This is a genomic window from Exiguobacterium acetylicum DSM 20416, assembly GCF_000702605.1.
Taxonomy (GTDB): Bacteria; Bacillota; Bacilli; order Exiguobacteriales; family Exiguobacteriaceae; genus Exiguobacterium_A; species Exiguobacterium_A acetylicum.
This window is the reverse complement of the sequence record NZ_JNIR01000001.1, coordinates 1516327-1532178: the sequence shown is the minus strand read 5'-3', so window position 1 is coordinate 1532178 and position 15852 is coordinate 1516327. Positions and strand designations below refer to the sequence as shown.

Annotated in this window: 19 protein-coding genes; all 19 read left to right on the top strand. The window is 46.5% G+C overall.

Annotation, left to right across the window (positions count from 1 at the left end; genetic code table 11):
- Positions 1-3 precede the first annotated feature (3 nt).
- The 19 genes from P401_RS0108345 to P401_RS0108255 are packed head-to-tail and all read left to right on the top strand — an operon-like array spanning position 4 to position 15851.
- A complete protein-coding gene (locus tag P401_RS0108345) occupies positions 4-438 on the top strand; it encodes a flagellar export protein FliJ (RefSeq protein WP_029342072.1) in 435 nt (144 codons plus the stop codon).
- Entirely contained in the window at positions 435-980 is a 546-nt protein-coding gene (locus tag P401_RS0108340) for a MotE family protein (protein ID WP_029342071.1), read from the top strand. Before P401_RS0108345 ends, P401_RS0108340 begins: the two co-directional genes overlap by 4 nt.
- A 13-nt stretch (positions 981-993) precedes the next feature.
- Positions 994-2112 carry a flagellar hook-length control protein FliK gene (locus tag P401_RS0108335; RefSeq protein ID WP_051656285.1) on the top strand — a complete coding sequence of 373 codons (1119 nt, stop codon included), beginning with the start codon at positions 994-996 and terminating at the stop codon, positions 2110-2112.
- Positions 2105-2575 carry a flagellar hook capping FlgD N-terminal domain-containing protein gene (locus tag P401_RS0108330; RefSeq protein WP_029342069.1) on the top strand — a complete coding sequence of 157 codons (471 nt, stop codon included), beginning with the start codon at positions 2105-2107 and terminating at the stop codon, positions 2573-2575. The genes P401_RS0108335 and P401_RS0108330 overlap by 8 nt, the downstream gene beginning before the upstream one ends.
- Positions 2575-3429: a flagellar basal body rod protein FlgG gene (gene flgG, locus P401_RS0108325; protein WP_029342068.1), complete on the top strand. Its 855-nt coding sequence runs from the start codon at positions 2575-2577 to the stop codon at positions 3427-3429. The genes P401_RS0108330 and flgG overlap by 1 nt, the downstream gene beginning before the upstream one ends.
- Positions 3426-3662, top strand: coding sequence for a flagellar FlbD family protein (locus P401_RS0108320; protein WP_029342067.1), 237 nt, complete (start codon positions 3426-3428; stop codon positions 3660-3662). The genes flgG and P401_RS0108320 overlap by 4 nt, the downstream gene beginning before the upstream one ends.
- Positions 3637-4086 (top strand): flagellar basal body-associated FliL family protein, encoded by a 450-nt coding sequence (locus P401_RS0108315; RefSeq protein ID WP_029342066.1) that lies wholly within the window; start codon positions 3637-3639, stop codon positions 4084-4086. The genes P401_RS0108320 and P401_RS0108315 overlap by 26 nt, the downstream gene beginning before the upstream one ends.
- A 9-nt stretch (positions 4087-4095) precedes the next feature.
- A complete protein-coding gene (gene fliM / locus P401_RS0108310; RefSeq protein ID WP_029342065.1) occupies positions 4096-5079 on the top strand; it encodes a flagellar motor switch protein FliM in 984 nt (327 codons plus the stop codon).
- Position 5080: 1 nt separating this feature from the next.
- On the top strand, positions 5081-6214 hold the full coding sequence (gene fliY / locus P401_RS0108305) for a flagellar motor switch phosphatase FliY (protein ID WP_029342064.1): 1134 nt from the start codon (positions 5081-5083) through the stop codon (positions 6212-6214).
- Positions 6215-6226: 12 nt separating this feature from the next.
- On the top strand, positions 6227-6592 hold the full coding sequence (locus tag P401_RS0108300) for a response regulator (protein WP_029342063.1): 366 nt from the start codon (positions 6227-6229) through the stop codon (positions 6590-6592).
- Complete coding sequence (locus P401_RS0108295; RefSeq protein ID WP_029342062.1) at positions 6589-7080, top strand: flagellar biosynthetic protein FliO; 492 nt, start codon at positions 6589-6591, stop codon at positions 7078-7080. Before P401_RS0108300 ends, P401_RS0108295 begins: the two co-directional genes overlap by 4 nt.
- Positions 7077-7745: a flagellar type III secretion system pore protein FliP gene (gene fliP / locus P401_RS0108290; protein ID WP_029342061.1), complete on the top strand. Its 669-nt coding sequence runs from the start codon at positions 7077-7079 to the stop codon at positions 7743-7745. Before P401_RS0108295 ends, fliP begins: the two co-directional genes overlap by 4 nt.
- Before the next feature lie 11 nt (positions 7746-7756).
- Positions 7757-8029, top strand: coding sequence for a flagellar biosynthesis protein FliQ (fliQ, locus tag P401_RS0108285; protein WP_023468705.1), 273 nt, complete (start codon positions 7757-7759; stop codon positions 8027-8029).
- Positions 8026-8793 (top strand): flagellar biosynthetic protein FliR, encoded by a 768-nt coding sequence (fliR, locus tag P401_RS0108280; protein WP_029342060.1) that lies wholly within the window; start codon positions 8026-8028, stop codon positions 8791-8793. The genes fliQ and fliR overlap by 4 nt, the downstream gene beginning before the upstream one ends.
- A 4-nt stretch (positions 8794-8797) precedes the next feature.
- A complete protein-coding gene (gene flhB, locus P401_RS0108275) occupies positions 8798-9889 on the top strand; it encodes a flagellar biosynthesis protein FlhB (RefSeq protein WP_029342059.1) in 1092 nt (363 codons plus the stop codon).
- A gap of 14 nt (positions 9890-9903) precedes the next feature.
- The gene (gene flhA / locus P401_RS0108270) at positions 9904-11928 is read left to right on the top strand and encodes a flagellar biosynthesis protein FlhA (RefSeq protein WP_029342058.1); all 2025 of its coding nucleotides are present in this window, start codon (positions 9904-9906) and stop codon (positions 11926-11928) included.
- Positions 11929-11931: 3 nt separating this feature from the next.
- Positions 11932-12975 carry a flagellar biosynthesis protein FlhF gene (locus P401_RS0108265; protein ID WP_029342057.1) on the top strand — a complete coding sequence of 348 codons (1044 nt, stop codon included), beginning with the start codon at positions 11932-11934 and terminating at the stop codon, positions 12973-12975.
- A complete protein-coding gene (locus P401_RS0108260; protein ID WP_029342056.1) occupies positions 12972-13826 on the top strand; it encodes a MinD/ParA family protein in 855 nt (284 codons plus the stop codon). Before P401_RS0108265 ends, P401_RS0108260 begins: the two co-directional genes overlap by 4 nt.
- 21 nt (positions 13827-13847) lie before the next feature.
- Positions 13848-15851 (top strand): chemotaxis protein CheA, encoded by a 2004-nt coding sequence (locus P401_RS0108255; RefSeq protein ID WP_029342055.1) that lies wholly within the window; start codon positions 13848-13850, stop codon positions 15849-15851.
- Position 15852: the final 1 nt, after the last annotated feature.

The following is a 15852-nucleotide window of genomic DNA, read 5'->3' as shown; positions in this document are numbered from 1 at the left end:
AAGATGAAGACGATTTATGAACGAATCATTCCTTTGGCTGAAGCAGAGAAAGATCGCGTCGCAAAAGAATTGAGCCTTCATAAAAAACAATATGAGATTGAAGTCGAAAAACTATACCATCTGCTCGTCCGTTATGAATCCTTTCTGAAAGCGCAAGATGAGATTGGCATCGTCGAATTAACGTCTTCGCAATATCGGGAGCGGGCTCGAGATGTCGTGAAGCAAGAAATCGAACGGCAACAACTGTACGTGACACAATCGAAAAATCGCTATGAACGCGCACAGGAAGCACTCGAACGAGCATTGATCGAGGAGAAGAAGTTTAGTCGTCTGCAAGAGAATCATACGGTTGAAACGAAACGAATCGAGGCATTGACGGAACAAAATCAATTAGATGAACTGGCATTGTTACAGTTTGGAAGAGGACGGATGATATGAGTGAAAATAAAACGTCAAAAGGATGGGTCTTACCTTTATTGATCATCCCTTTGATTTTAATCTTGCTGACAGCTTATTTCGTATTAAATTATGCGAATGGACGTCCACTGCTATCCTTACCGTTCGCAACGGAAAAAACGACGACGAATCAAGCAAATCCGTCAGCAGAACTCGAACGTCGTCTGAAAGTAGCGAATCAAGAAATCAAGAAACTACGCAATCAAAGCAAGGAACAATCGGATACTTTAAAAGCTAAAGAACAGGAAGTCGAACGTTTGATTGCAGAACGGGATCGTTTAAAACAAACACCGACGCCCGCGACGACGGATCAAACGAAGACGACGAAGAAAAAAGCAGCATCTGTGACAGATGTCTATGCTGAAATGGCACCAAAGGATGCTGCGCTCATATTAAACGAACTCAGTCCAACAGAAGTCGTACCGATCATCGAGGACATCGATGCGGAACAACAGGCGGCGATCATTGCCAAGATGGATGCTAAAAAAGCGGCGGCCTTAACACAGCTACTCGCGACGAAGTAAGGAGGGAAGCCAGATGAACATGACGGAAGTAATACAATCATCCTCCCCGAACTTGAATACTGGAACAGGGAAAAAAGGAGAGATGACCACGGTTGGTGGTCAATTTGCTTCGTTACTGGATTATCTGACGAAGTTACCAACAACGTCATCGTCACCGGTCTCAGCTGATTTGACAGCACTCGAGACGAAAGTGGAGACACCACTATTGCCGGATTGGATACAAGAACTCGTAGATCAACCGGACGAGCTTCTCTCTTTACTGAAACAACCGGAAGTAGAGGCGTTAAAACAAGAACCGAAGAAAATGGAACAACTACTAGCGTTCGTCAAACAATTGCTTGAGGGAAATGTCGAGCAGGCGAAAAATCAGTTTGATCAATTGCCACCATTGCTTCAGCAAGTCGTCTTGCAGACAGTAACGAACGATACGATCAAAATGAAAGATCATCATACGAACAACTTAAAACAACCATTACTTACTACGATTGAAGGAGACATTTCCGCGTTGCCTGTGAAACAGACGCTCCCGCAAACTGGTCCTATTGTCGAAACGCTCAAGTCGGACACTGTAGCTGTAGCTGAGCAGGCAAAAGGAAAGACACCGCTCCCGTTGGCATTCGCTTCACTCATGCGAAAAGCGACCATGCCCGTTGATCCAGAAGGAAAAGCCGCGCTGACTCAAATGAGCATGCCGATTTACAAAGGTACCCCGTTGCAAACGATTCGTCCAGTGCCGCTACCCGTACCAGAACAGATTCAACAACGGATTGAAGCTGCACTTCAACAGGCACCGTTCTTAAAAGGTGCTGACGGGTCAACTCGATTGTCGATTCGTCTTTATCCAGAGCAGCTTGGAGAGGTCGTCGTTCAACTCGATCGTAAGGAGGGGGCATTGACCATCAAACTGTTTGCGAGTACTGAACAAGCGAAACAATCGATCGAGCAACAACTCGGAAAATTGCAGACAGCTTTACACCAGCAGACGCCGGTCGTGAAGATCGAGACGGGGATGATCGCATCTAGTGCACGGGAGTTTCAACAGTCCTTCACACGTGATCAGCAGGAGCATGAGTCCCCTTATCAAGAAACACCCGCTCCAGTAGAGGAAGAAGAGGAGGAAGACGATGACTGATGCAATCAAAACAGATGGTACTTCATACCAGCTTCCTGAAAAGTCACAAGTACCGACGAATAAAGCAATGGATAAAGATATGTTCATGAAAATTCTGATTGCCCAGCTGTCGAATCAGGACCCGACGGCACCAATGGAAGATAAGGATTTCATTGCTCAGATGGCGCAGTTTTCTTCACTTGAACAGATGCAAGCAATCGGGAAGACGATGGACACGATGGTCTTGAACCAACATGCGACGGCGTTATTATCCTACAGCAATCTGATTGGTAAGAACGTCAGTTATGAAGCAGAGTCAAAGACGACCGATGCTTCTGGAGCAGAACAGACGACGACCGTCGAAGAGACAGCCAGTGTCGTTAGTGTAAAACGGGATGGGCTGGATATCATGGCCGAATTATCGAACGGAAAACAGATTAGTGTATACGAGTTGACGCAGATTCAATCAAAGGAGGAAAAATAATGTTACGTTCAATGTATTCAGGAATCAGTGGGCTTAAGAACTTCCAGACGAAACTGGATGTCGTCGGGAATAACATCGCGAACGTCAACACGTTCGGTTATAAAAAAGGACGGGTGACGTTTAAGGATCTCGTCAGCCAATCGGTTGGTTCATCATCCGGTGCAGGCGGCAATGTCGGTGGGACGAACCCGAAACAGGTCGGTCTTGGAGCATCGATGTCAACAGTCGATAATGTGTATAACCAAGGTGCGCTTCAAAATACGGGTCGCGTCCTCGATGTCGGGATTTCTGGGGAAGGATTCTTCCAAGTCGTCACGGCGGAAGGGATTCGTTATACACGTTCGGGTAACTTCTATACCGATCTTGAAGGAAACTTGGTTACCGGTGACGGAAACTATTTGATTGGTAGTGATTCTCAAGCAATTGCAGATGGCGAGACACCACCGGTACCCCTTCCGGAAGCAGGGGGCGCAGGGTTCCAAAAACTAAAAGTACCAACGGATGCACGTAACTTATCAATCGGTAAAGACGGTCTCGTCACTTACGTCGATACGACAGGAGCATTACAAAATGTCGGTTATATCACGATTGCGAACTTTGCTAACCCAGGTGGTCTAGAAAAATCAGGTGTCAACGTGTTCGCAGCGTCACAAAACTCTGGTGAGCCAGTACTTGGAACACCGAGCTTGAACGGAATGGGGCAATTGACATCTGGAACGCTTGAAATGTCAAACGTCGACTTATCAGAAGAGTTCACGGAGATGATCATTGCTCAACGTGGTTTCCAAGCGAATACGCGAATCATCACGACTTCTGACCAAGTTCTTGAGGAATTGGTCAACCTGAAACGATGATTACGCTAACGACATTACGTAATGCACCACTCGTACTAAACGCCATACTGATCGAATCTGTCCGTTCTACTCCGGATACGACGATTCAACTCGTTGGCGGACAGATTTATGTCGTGAAGGAATCAATAGAAGAGGTCAAGGCAATCGCAATCGCTTTTTATCAACAAATCGGATTAGCGGGCTTGAACAGTGTAAGGAGGCTCGAAGATGGCCGAGGAAAAGAAGAAGAGTAAACTAAAAATCCCTTTAATCATGATCATTGTCGCAGCACTGATGGTTGGAGCAGGTTATATGATCATGAATTACTTTTTAGCTAATGATACGACAGAAGCAAAAGTCGAACAGCCGACAGGTGAAGAACTTGATGCACGAAGTCTTCAGACAGACGACTTGACGACGAATATCGCTGATGAACGTTTTTTGAATGTCCAATTTACGATCGTTACAGACGATCAAGCAACACGTGATGATTTAGAATTACGAAAGTTTCAAATTAATAACATCATCTTAGGTGATTTATCTGCGATGAAAAAGTCGGACTTAGACTCAAAAGCGGATATGGAGAAGCTCGAAGAACGATTACGGATGCAGTTCAAGAAGCTCATTCAAGAAGGTGATGTCCAGCGTGTCTATACGACGAAAAAAATCATCCAGTGAGGTGGCAGCATGAGCGAAGTATTATCCCAACATGAAATCGATGCCTTGCTATCAGCCATTTCAAGCGGAGATATGGAAGTCGAGGAAATCCGAAGCCAAGAGGAGCAGCGCCGTGTCAAAGTCTATGACTTTAAACGAGCGCTTCGCTTCTCAAAAGATCAATTACGGAATTTGACGCGTATCCATGAACAGTTCGCCCGAGTGTTGACGACGCATTTTTCTGCACAACTTCGGACGTACGTCCAGTTCACGGTCAATACAGTCGAGCAACTCCCGTACGATGAATTCATTCATTCCATTCCGAATATGACATTGATCAATCTAGTGAACCTTCATCCGCTTGATGGAAAAGTCTTGTTCGAAGTCAATCCGAACATTGCTTATGCGATGCTCGATCGATTACTTGGAGGACCGGGTGAAGGGATGAACAAGATTGAAAATTTGACGGAAATCGAGACGCGTATTCTGACACAATTGTTCAAACGTGCCTTCGTCCAATATGGCGCCGCTTGGGAGTCGGTGACGGAAGTCGAGGCGGAGTACGACGATTTAGAAATCAATCCGCAGTTTCTACAGCTCGTTTCTCCGAATGAGACGGTCATACTCGTATCGATTTACGTAACGGTTGGAGAAGTGAGCGGTACGTTGAATGTCTGTTTGCCGTTCGTGACCCTTGAATCCGTTCTTCCGAAATTATCAAGTCATTATTGGATGCAACAAGAAAAGCGAACGACAGCAGATAATCAAGAGTCTGAACACATGCAAACGCAGTTGATGAGTTCCGTCGTCGATTTAAAAGCAGTGCTCGGCCAAACAGAGCTATCGTTTGGTGAATTGTTACACCTCGAAGTAGGCGATTGTTTATCCCTGAAGACGCGAGCCTCAGATGCCGTCGATGTATTCGTCGATGACCGGAAGATGTTCAAAGCCCGACCGGGACTAAACGGGAAACACCTCGCTTTGCAAGTCTTACAACGAATTGAGGAGGAATAACATGAGCGATATGCTTTCGCAAGATGAAATCGATGCGTTGTTACGCGGAACGCCATCAAACGATGAACCGCAAGATTCGGACGCAGAGGAAATATTAGATGATATGGAAATCGATGCGCTAGGGGAAGTCGGAAACATCTCACTTGGGAATTCAGCAACGGCCTTATCGGCATTGTTGAATCAAAAAGTAGAAATCACGACACCACATGTTCGGATGATTTCGATGGAAGAATTACGAAGTCGTTATCCGATTCCGCACGTCGCGTTGCGTGTCGGCTATACAGAAGGATTTAAAGGAGAAAATGTCCTGATTCTGACACAGCGAGATGCTTCTGTCATCGCGAACCTGATGATGGGAGGCGATGGTGTCATTGATGAATCGCTGGAGATGGAGCCGATTGCTCTATCTGCTGTACAGGAAGCGATGAATCAGATGATGGGAGCTGCTGCGACATCGATGTCGACCGTGTTCTCCATGCGAATCGATATCTCACCACCTGCTGTTGAAATTTTTGATTTTTCACAAGATAAGAGTATCGTCGATAGCTTTTCTCTTTGGGAGAGCATGGTCATCATCGAGTTTGATCTGAAGATTGGCACGATGATCGATTCAAAAATCGTTCAATTAGCACCACTGGACTTCTCGAAACAATTGATTCAAAAACTCTTTAGCGCGAGTACGACCCAACAAGCAGAACCTGCACCACAAGCAACGGCACAAGCGCAACCAGAACAACCACAACCACAAGCGCAACCGACACCGGCACCAGCGATGGAACAACGAACGGTCGTCCCACCACCTGAACCGAAAGCAACGCCAGTCGGTGTCAGTCCAGTTCAATTTAGTCAGTTAGGTGAGATGGAAGTAGAGGGCACGCCAGGAAATATCGGAATGTTATATGATGTTCCGTTGAACGTCACGGTTGAGTTAGGACGGACACGCCGCTCCGTTCGTGACATATTGGAATTAACACAAGGTTCTGTCATCGAGCTGGATAAACTGGCAGGGGAACCAGTTGACGTTCTTGTCAACAATACATTGATCGCAACGGGTGAAGTGGTCGTCATCGAAGAGAATTTCGGTGTACGCATTACGGAAATCGTAAATACAAAAGAACGTCTTCGGATGTTCTAAGGAGGAACTAATATGAGTGCAAAAGTATTAATCGTAGACGACGCCGCTTTCATGCGGATGATGATCAAGGAAATTCTATCGAAGAACGGCTATGATGTCGTCGGTGAAGCAGAAAACGGACGCGAAGCGGTCACGAAGTATAAGGAATTGACACCAGACCTCGTCACGCTAGACATTACGATGCCTGAGATGGACGGAATCTCTGCGCTTAAAGAAATCAAAGCATTCAATCCTGCCGCTAAAGTCATCATGTGTTCAGCGATGGGGCAACAGTCGATGGTCATCGACGCGATTCAAGCAGGTGCAAAAGATTTCATCGTCAAACCGTTCCAAGCGGATCGTGTGCTTGAAGCGGTCTCGAAAACTGTCTCGTCATGAAAAAAGTGACTTTGCTGATTTGTCTTCTGTTTCTGCTGACACTTCCTGTACAGGCTGAAACGGTCGAAGAAAAATTAAATCCAACCAAGAACGATGCACCGACGACTCAGCAAGTCGATGAGAGTCCTTCCATGGCATTGACCATCTTTAAAGGAGTCGTCGTTCTCGTCGTCTTGATCGGCGGATTCATCCTCGTGACACGTTTTATTCACGAGCGGACGCGAGGCGTCAGACATTCCGGACGTTTGACCCATCTAGGTGGTGTACCACTTGGTAAGGATCGATCGGTTCAGTTAGTGAAAGTGCAGGATAAGATTTATGTCGTCGGAGTTGGTGAGAACGTACAACTCTTAGACACGCTGGACGATTTAGAGGGATACGAACCGACGGATCTTGAAGAGTCATCTTCGAAATCAGTACCTTCACCATTTCTTGAGACGTTCAAACAACAACTCGAGCAACTGCAGAAGAATCGAGGGCGCTCATGAATACGATTGAAAACCTGATCTCACTCGATACTCCGTCAGGAACAGCAACATCGATTAAACTGCTCGTATTACTGACGTTGTTATCACTGGCGCCCTCACTACTAATCTTAATGACTTGTTTCACGCGTGTCGTCGTCGTGTTGTCGTTCGTCCGTTCGGCTCTCGGAACACAACAGACGCCGCCGAACCAGCTACTCGTCGGACTGGCCTTGTTCATTACGCTTTTCGTCATGTCGCCCGTCATATCGGAATTAAACACGACGGCTTTAAAACCATACATGGCTGATAAAATCAGTCAAGATGAAGCGTTTGATAAAGCAGGAGATACGATGAAACGCTTCATGTCGAAGCACACGCGAACGAATGATTTAGAACTATTCTTAAAATACGGTAATTATGAAAAACCGGAAAAGATTGAAGATATTCCACTCGTCGCACTCGTTCCAGCATATGCGATTAGTGAATTGAAGACAGCCTTCCAAATCGGCTTCATGATCTTCATTCCTTTCCTTGTCATCGACATGGTCGTCTCGAGTGTTTTGATGTCGATGGGAATGATGATGTTACCGCCAGTCATGATTGCGTTACCGTTTAAATTGCTGTTATTTATTTTAGTCGATGGCTGGCACCTGATTGTTGAATCACTGCTCGTCAGTATGCGTTAGGGGGAGAAAAGATGACTCAAGAAATGATTATTCAGTTGGCGAGTTCTGCTGTCTGGACATTACTCAAAGTATCGGCCCCCTTGTTACTCGTCTCGCTCGTCGTCGGTCTGCTCGTCAGTATTTTGCAGGCGACGACGCAGATTCAGGAACAGACGTTATCGTTTGTTCCAAAGATCGTTGCCGTGTTTTTAGCACTCGTCTTCTTTGGACCTTGGATTATGCAGGAGTTACAGACCTTTACGATTGATCTATTCAAACAAATCGCTGAGGTTTCCCGAAAATGACATTACTTTCTTTCCTGAGTGTTTTTCTGCTCGTCTTTGGACGGATCGTCGGTTTTCTCGTTGCGGCGCCTTTGTTTTCATCAAGACAATTACCAGCGCAACATAAATTAGCACTTGCGGCGGGTCTTGCTTACTTTGCGAGTTACGCCGTGAAGACGGACGTTCGTGTAGAAGACTTCGATTTTTTCTTTCGGATGGGAACGGAAGTCTTAGTGGGTCTAGCTCTTGGCTTACTTGCCAGTTTTTTATTATACGCCCCACAAATTGCGGGTTCGATCATTGATTTACAGATGGGTCTTGCGATGGCTTCCGCTTATGATCCGATGTTTGGCGGACAGTCACCAATCGTCGGACGATTTTATTACATGCTGACGTTACTCGTCCTGCTCGCTTCTGATATGCATCTCATTTTACTGGACGGCATCTACACGAGTTTTCAAATCTTTCCGCCGGGCAGTCTGATTGCGGTATCAGGCGACGCAGGAATGAGTCTTGTCATCCGTGTCGTCGGACTTGCGATGTTGACTGCCTTACAAATGGCGATGCCACTTGTCGTTTCACTCTTTTTAGTGGATCTCGCACTCGGTTTCTTAGCGAAAACGGCACCCCAGTTCAACATTTTTGCGATTGGTTTTTCCGTCAAACTGTTAATGGGATACGCGATTCTGTTTTTATTAGCAGGAGCGACGATCACAGGAATCGGTCGATTCGTTCCATTGTTGCAAGATGTACTTGCAGACGCTATTCGATTACTAGGAGGTTAAGGACATGCATTCATATCGATTACGCCTTGATCTTCAGTACTTCGCTGGTGAGAAGACGGAAAAAGCGACACCTCGAAAGCGGGATGACTCGCGTAAAAAGGGACAGGTCGCAAAATCAGCAGATTTAACGAGCAGTTTTATGTTATTCGCGATGTTTCTCGTCCTCTATTTTTTCGGTCCATTTCTAGGACGGCGATTCGTACTCGTCCTGCAAGATGGTCTCAGTGCAAGTCAAGTTCTGCAAGCCGTCGAAGAGGGACGAATTGAACAGATTTTAGTCGAGATGCTGATACAAATGGGGATTTTAGTCGCCCCCTTCTTTTTAACAGCGGTCGTCATCGGGATCCTTGGAAACTTCGTTCAGATTGGTGTGCTCTTAAGTGGTGAGGCGATTCAGCCGAAGCTAGACCGGATCAATCCGCTTCAAGGCGTCAAACGGATCGTTAGCGTTAAAGCACTCGTCGAGTTTTTGAAATCCGTTTTTAAACTGTTAGTCATCGGTGTCACGAGTGGCACTGTTCTGTGGAATAACAAGGTCGAGATTTCGAGGCTGACTTCGGAACCGATCGGCGATGCGTTAGCTATCATTGGTCATTTAACATTTTTGCTCGGTTTGTCGGTCAGTATCGCCTTGATCGCGTTAGCCATTCTGGACTTCGCTTATCAAAAATTTGATTTTGAAAAGTCGATTCGAATGAGTAAACAGGATTTAAAGGATGAGCATAAGAACACGGAAGGTGACCCTCAAATCAAAGGAAAGATTAAACAACAACAACGGGAGATGGCGATGCGGCGGATGATGCAAGAAATACCGAATGCCGACGTCGTCATCACGAACCCGACCCATTATGCGGTAGCGATTCAATACGATGACGGAAAACATATGGCACCGATCGTCGTTGCAAAAGGCGTAGATGCTGTCGCGTTCCGGATTCGGGAGAAGGCGACAGCAGCTGATGTCCCGATTGTTGAAAATCGTCCGCTGGCGCGGGCGTTGTTCGCTCAAACAGAGATTGGTATGGCAGTGGATGAAACGTTCTATCAGGCGCTCGCTGAAACACTCGCCTTTGTCTATCAACTGAAACAAGCAAAATGAAAGGATGAAGCATCATGAGTATATCAACACGAGATTTAACGGTTCTGCTAGGCGTCATCATGATCGTCTTCATGCTCGTCATTCCACTGCCCGCTATCATGCTCGATTTTTTAATCATCATCAATATCTTAATTGCTTTGATGGTATTACTCGTTGCGATGAATGCCAAAGAGGCACTTGAGTTTTCTGTATTTCCGACGTTGTTATTGATCGTGACTCTATTTCGTCTGGCACTTAACGTCTCGACGACACGGGCGATCCTATCAAACGGAAATGGTGGCGAAGTTATCGAGGCTTTCGGTAGCTTTGTCGTCGGCGGTAAGCCGCTCGTCGGTTTCGTCGTCTTCTTGATTCTCGTCTTGATCCAGTTTCTCGTCATCACAAAGGGTTCAGAACGAGTCTCGGAAGTGTCGGCACGTTTTACGCTTGATGCGATGCCCGGAAAACAGATGGCAATCGACGCCGACCTGAACTCCGGTATGATTGACGAATTACAAGCCCGGACTCGTCGTCAAAAAATCCAATCGGAAGCAGACTTTTATGGGGCGATGGACGGGGCCTCGAAGTTCGTTAAAGGAGATGCGATCGCTGGTATCATCATCGTCATCATTAACTTGATCTTCGGAATGATCATCGGTGTCGTCCAGCAAGGCTTACCGATAGCGGAGTCAGTCGAACTATATACGTTACTGACAGTCGGGGACGGTCTCGTCAGTCAGATTCCAGCACTGTTGATTTCGGTTGCGACCGGGATCATCGTCACGCGCTCGACATCCGACGGAAACCTTGGTGAGGATGTCATCGGTCAATTGACACGCACACCATTACTTGTCGGAATCGCGGCTGGAGCAATCTTCTTACTCGGACTATTCACAGCGATTCCCGATTACGTCACGATGCCGATTGCAGCGTTATTTGGCTTCTTCGCTTGGCGAATAAAGCAGACGACGAAGACGATGCAAGAAGAGGTCGCTGTCGAGGAAGCGCCGAGCGAAAACTTGCGTTCGAGTGAATCGGTCATTTCTTTACTGAACGTCGATACGATTGAATTTGAATTCGGTTACGGTTTGATTCCACTCGCTGATGAAGCGCAAGGTGGCGATTTACTCGATCGTGTCGTTATGATTCGTCGGCAGCTAGCACTCGAACTTGGATTCGTTCTACCGACTGTTCGGATTCGTGATCACCTGCAGTTATCACCGAACCAGTATCGAATCAAGATTCGCGGAAGTGAGATGGCAAGTGGTGAGCTATTGCTTGATCATTATTTAGCGATGAGCCCAGGGGTCGATGATCCAGAAATTCGAGGCATCGAGACGGTTGAACCAGCATTCGGTATGCCGGCACTCTGGATTGATGAACAGACACGGAGCCGAGCAGAGATGTCAGGCTATACGGTCGTTGATCCACCATCCGTCGTTGCGACACATTTAACGGAGCTCTTGAAGAAACATGCAGCTGAGTTACTCGGTCGAGAAGAGACGAAACAGTTGGTTGATCATTTGAAGGAATCCCATCCGATTTTGGTCGAGGAAGTAACACCACAACTGTTATCAATCGGGGAACTTCAAAAAGTATTCGTTCAATTATTAAAAGAAAAAGTCTCGATTCGAAATCTACCATTGATTTTTGAAACGCTCGCGGACTATGCAGCTGTGACGAAAGACAGCGAACTGCTTGCTGAATATGTCCGTCAATCCTTATCGCGTCAAATTACGGAACAAGTCATGCAAGGAGATGTCTTACATGTCGTGACGGTCTCAAGTGAGATGGAACTGGATATCCAGTCGGCCATCCAAAAGACGGAGTTCGGAAATTATTTAGCGCTTGATCCCGAAAAGGCGACACGTTTCATCGAGACGTTACAGGAGCGAGCAACGGAATTCGAACGGTACGGGGCGCATCCGATCATCCTGACTTCTCCAAGTATCCGGATGTTCGTCCGTCAATTGACAGAACGGTATTTTCCAGATATTCCGATATTGTCTTATAACGAATTAATGCCGACGATTGAAGTTAAGAGTATTGGGGTGATTTAAGCGATGATAGTCAAAAAAGTCACGGCGGATTCCGTTAGCGAAGCCATGGAACGCATCAAACGCGAACTCGGTAACGATGCCATCATATTAAATACTCGCCATATTAAAGTGGGCGGATTCTTTGGCTTATTTGCGAAGAAAAAAGTGGAACTGGTTGCATCGGTGGATGAACATGTGTCGAACGAACCGATCGTCTCGAAGCAAACAACGAGTCGGAAGGACATTGTGGAAACCATCCAACCGATCCCAGTGCGTCCGACGATCGTTACGGTCGGCGAACGACCATTGCCAAAAGAATTGCGACATTATGCGCCGCTGTTGGCAGAACCAGCGTTACAACAAGTGTCTGAACGATTGCATGAGCGATTACTAACTGCGTACTATCAAACGCAGCAAACGGAATTAACCGATCTCTTGACGGAAGAAGTGAAGTCGGCATTGCGCGTGACGCCGTCGACTGCACGTTATGTCATGTTAACAGGACCAACTGGCGTCGGAAAGACGACAACCATCGCTAAACTCGCTGCGCATCATACGCTCATTAAAAATCAACGAGTCGGTCTCATCACAACCGATACATACCGGATCTCAGCGATTGAACAACTGAAGACATATGCCGACATATTAGGTATTCCGATTCATGTTGCATACGACCTGGAAGATTTCGAACGAGCGAAGCAGGCGCTAACGTCATGCGACATCGTACTTGTCGATACAGCGGGACGGAATTTCCTTGACGAAGCATATGTAGAGCAATTACGAAGTCGTCATGACTTTGAGGATACGGATGTATTTTTAGTTCTTAGTTTGACATCGAAATATCGAGATTTATTACAGATCCACGATCGTTTCAGTAAGATTCCCTTATCAGGGATCGTATTTTCGAAAGCAGATGAAACAAGTGAACTGTGGTCGATGTTTGGGCTTATGACAGAGACGGAGTTACCAATCTATTGCGTGACAACGGGTCAAGAAGTGCCAGAAGACATCACGTTCGCTACGGCGGATGAGTTATCCCGAATGATCGTCGAGAGAGGGATGAGATGATGCGAGAAGATCAAGCACGTGTCTTACGATCAAAAGTGACCGTCAAGGAAACGAAGACGATTGCCATCGTGAGTGGAAAAGGTGGCGTCGGAAAAACGAATGTCGCGGTGAATCTTGGCGTGGCATTATCGTTACAAGAAAAACGAGTACTCTTGATTGATCTTGATATCGGGATGGCGAACATTGGTATTCTATTCGGTAAATCATCGAAGTCATCCTTGATGGAATGCGTCAAACGACGAGAATCACTCCAGCACGCAATCGTTGAACAGTCTCCATCCCTTCATTTCATTCATGGCGGGAGTGGATTTGCGGAACTGACGAATCTGACGAAGGAGGATGTCGTGTTCCTACTGCGGGAATTCCAATTTTTCTATGAGTATGATTTTGTGTTGCTCGATTTAGGAGCCGGCGCCAACCATCAGACGTTTGATTTTATCAGTAGTGCAGACGAAGCCTGGTTGATCGTCACGCCAGAGCCGACTTCAATCATGGACGGTTATGCGTTCGTCAAACTGGCACACCATCATGCGACGGATCTTCCGATTTCCGTCGTCGTCAATCGGGCGACGAATGGTGGAGAAGCACTTGAAACGTTTGATCGACTGGCGCTCGTCAGCCAACAATTTTTACAAAAACCACTGCGCTTTACCGGTTTTTTGCCGGAAGATCCGGCAGTCGTCAAAGCAGTCAAGGCACAGATGCCATTTTACTTGATGGATCGAACGAGTGACGTCAGTTGGCGACTCGATCATATCACGACGTCTCTAACAGGTGTACAAGTCAAAGAACGGAAGTTTTTAGATCGATTGTTACATCGTCTGAAAAAACGAAAAGATCATGTCCGTTAAGATTAAAGGAGGGTATCAGTCATGGACTTAAATGAATATGTGGGGTTGTTCCTCGATGAGTCGATGGAGCATTTACAAGCTATTAACACAAGCTTATTGGTTTTTGAAGAACGATTAGACGATGAAGCGGTCATCGATCAAATTTTCCGTTCTGCCCATACGCTAAAAGGAATGGCAGGAACGATGGGATATGATGCGATCGCTGATTTGACGCATGAGATGGAGAGTGCCCTTGATTTAGTCAGATCAAAGAAACAACCCGCTACAGCTGAGTTGATCGATGTCCTATTCGTTGCTGCTGAGCAACTGGAAACGATGGTAGAAGACATCAGTCGCGGTGGAAAAGGGAAACTTGACGTTACGGAAACAGTGAGACGATTACAGCAGTTCATTCGTCCCGAACAAGAAGAGATCATTTCGGTTACGCCATCAACTGCACCATCAACATTCGAATGTGATGTCTATTCGGAAGCGGTCGTCAAACAATCGATTGCGTCCGGTTATCAAGCCTATATCGTCCAAGTCGAACTTTCAGCAGACGTCATCTTAAAAGCGGCACGTGTTTACATGGTCTTTGATCGTTTACAACAGCTCGGAGATGTCATTTTGTCGAATCCGACATCTGATGAACTGGAGCAAGAACATTTTGAGACGTCATTCTCTGTTTTATTCGTGACGCAACAAGAGCAATCGGTCATTCAAGAGGCGGTTGCCTCGGTTTCTGAAGTCGCAATAGTAACGATGGACGTGTTCGAAGCAACGCCAGAAGCAGAGGTGGCGACATCCACCCTTCCACAGGAAGTGCCGGTTGCGACATCAGTACCTGCACCAACAGCTTCACCGGAATCACCAGAACAGACAGATCTATCTGTGCCTGTCGCTTCGAAAACGATTCGTGTCAATCTCGAGCGGATTGATCGTTTGATGAATCTGTTCGAAGAGTTCATCATCGACCGCGGACGTTTGGAGCGTATTGCAGCAGAAGTCAGCTCGCCGGAATTGACAGATACGGTCGAACGGATCAAACGGGGCACGAACGAATTGCAATCACTCGTTTTAACGTTACGAATGATGCCGATCGAACAAGTATTCAATCGATTCCCACGAATGGTGCGTTCCGTTTCGAAGGATGTCGGAAAACATATCAAACTACACATTACGGGTGCTGAGACGGAACTTGATCGCACAGTCATCGATGAGATTGGTGATCCACTTGTCCACTTGATCCGTAATGCGATCGATCATGGAATTGAAAACAAAGCGGAACGGATTTTAGCGAATAAGCCGGTCGAAGGAAATCTTTCGCTTCGTGCCTACCATTCAGGAAACCGAGTCTTCATTGAGATTGAAGATGATGGAGCAGGTATCAATCACGAACGTGTCACACGGATTGCGATTGAAAAAGGATTGATCACAGAAGAAGAAGCGATGCAATTAACGATCGAAGAGGCTTCGATGCTGTTATTCGCACCTGGTTTCTCGACGGCAGAAGAAGTCACGGACTTGTCTGGTCGTGGTGTTGGTCTCGACGTCGTCAAATCGAAGATCGAATCATTGGGTGGAGAAGTGTTCGTTGAGACACGCCGCGGAGAAGGAGCGATTTTCCGTATCAGTTTACCATTGACGCTCTCGATCATCTCAGCCATGCTCGTTGAGCTCGGACAAGAAACGTATGCAATTCCACTGACTGCCATCATCGAGACGACATCTTTACGTAAATCGGCGATCCTGCAAGTGCACCGGGAAAAAGTATTTGATTTCCGTGGACAATTGGTTCCACTTATTTCGCTGAATGAAGTTTACGGATTGCCACAACATGAGGCAGAAGCCTATTCGGTCGTCGTCGTCCGGAGTGGCGAAAAATTAGCAGGATTGATCGTATCCGAATTGATCGGTCAACAGGAAATCGTCATGAAGCCACTCGGTAGTTATCTAGAAGGCATCCGTGCCATTTCTGGCGCGACGATTCTTGGAGACGGACAAGTCGCATTGATCATTGACAGCAATGCACTATTACGGAAGTGAG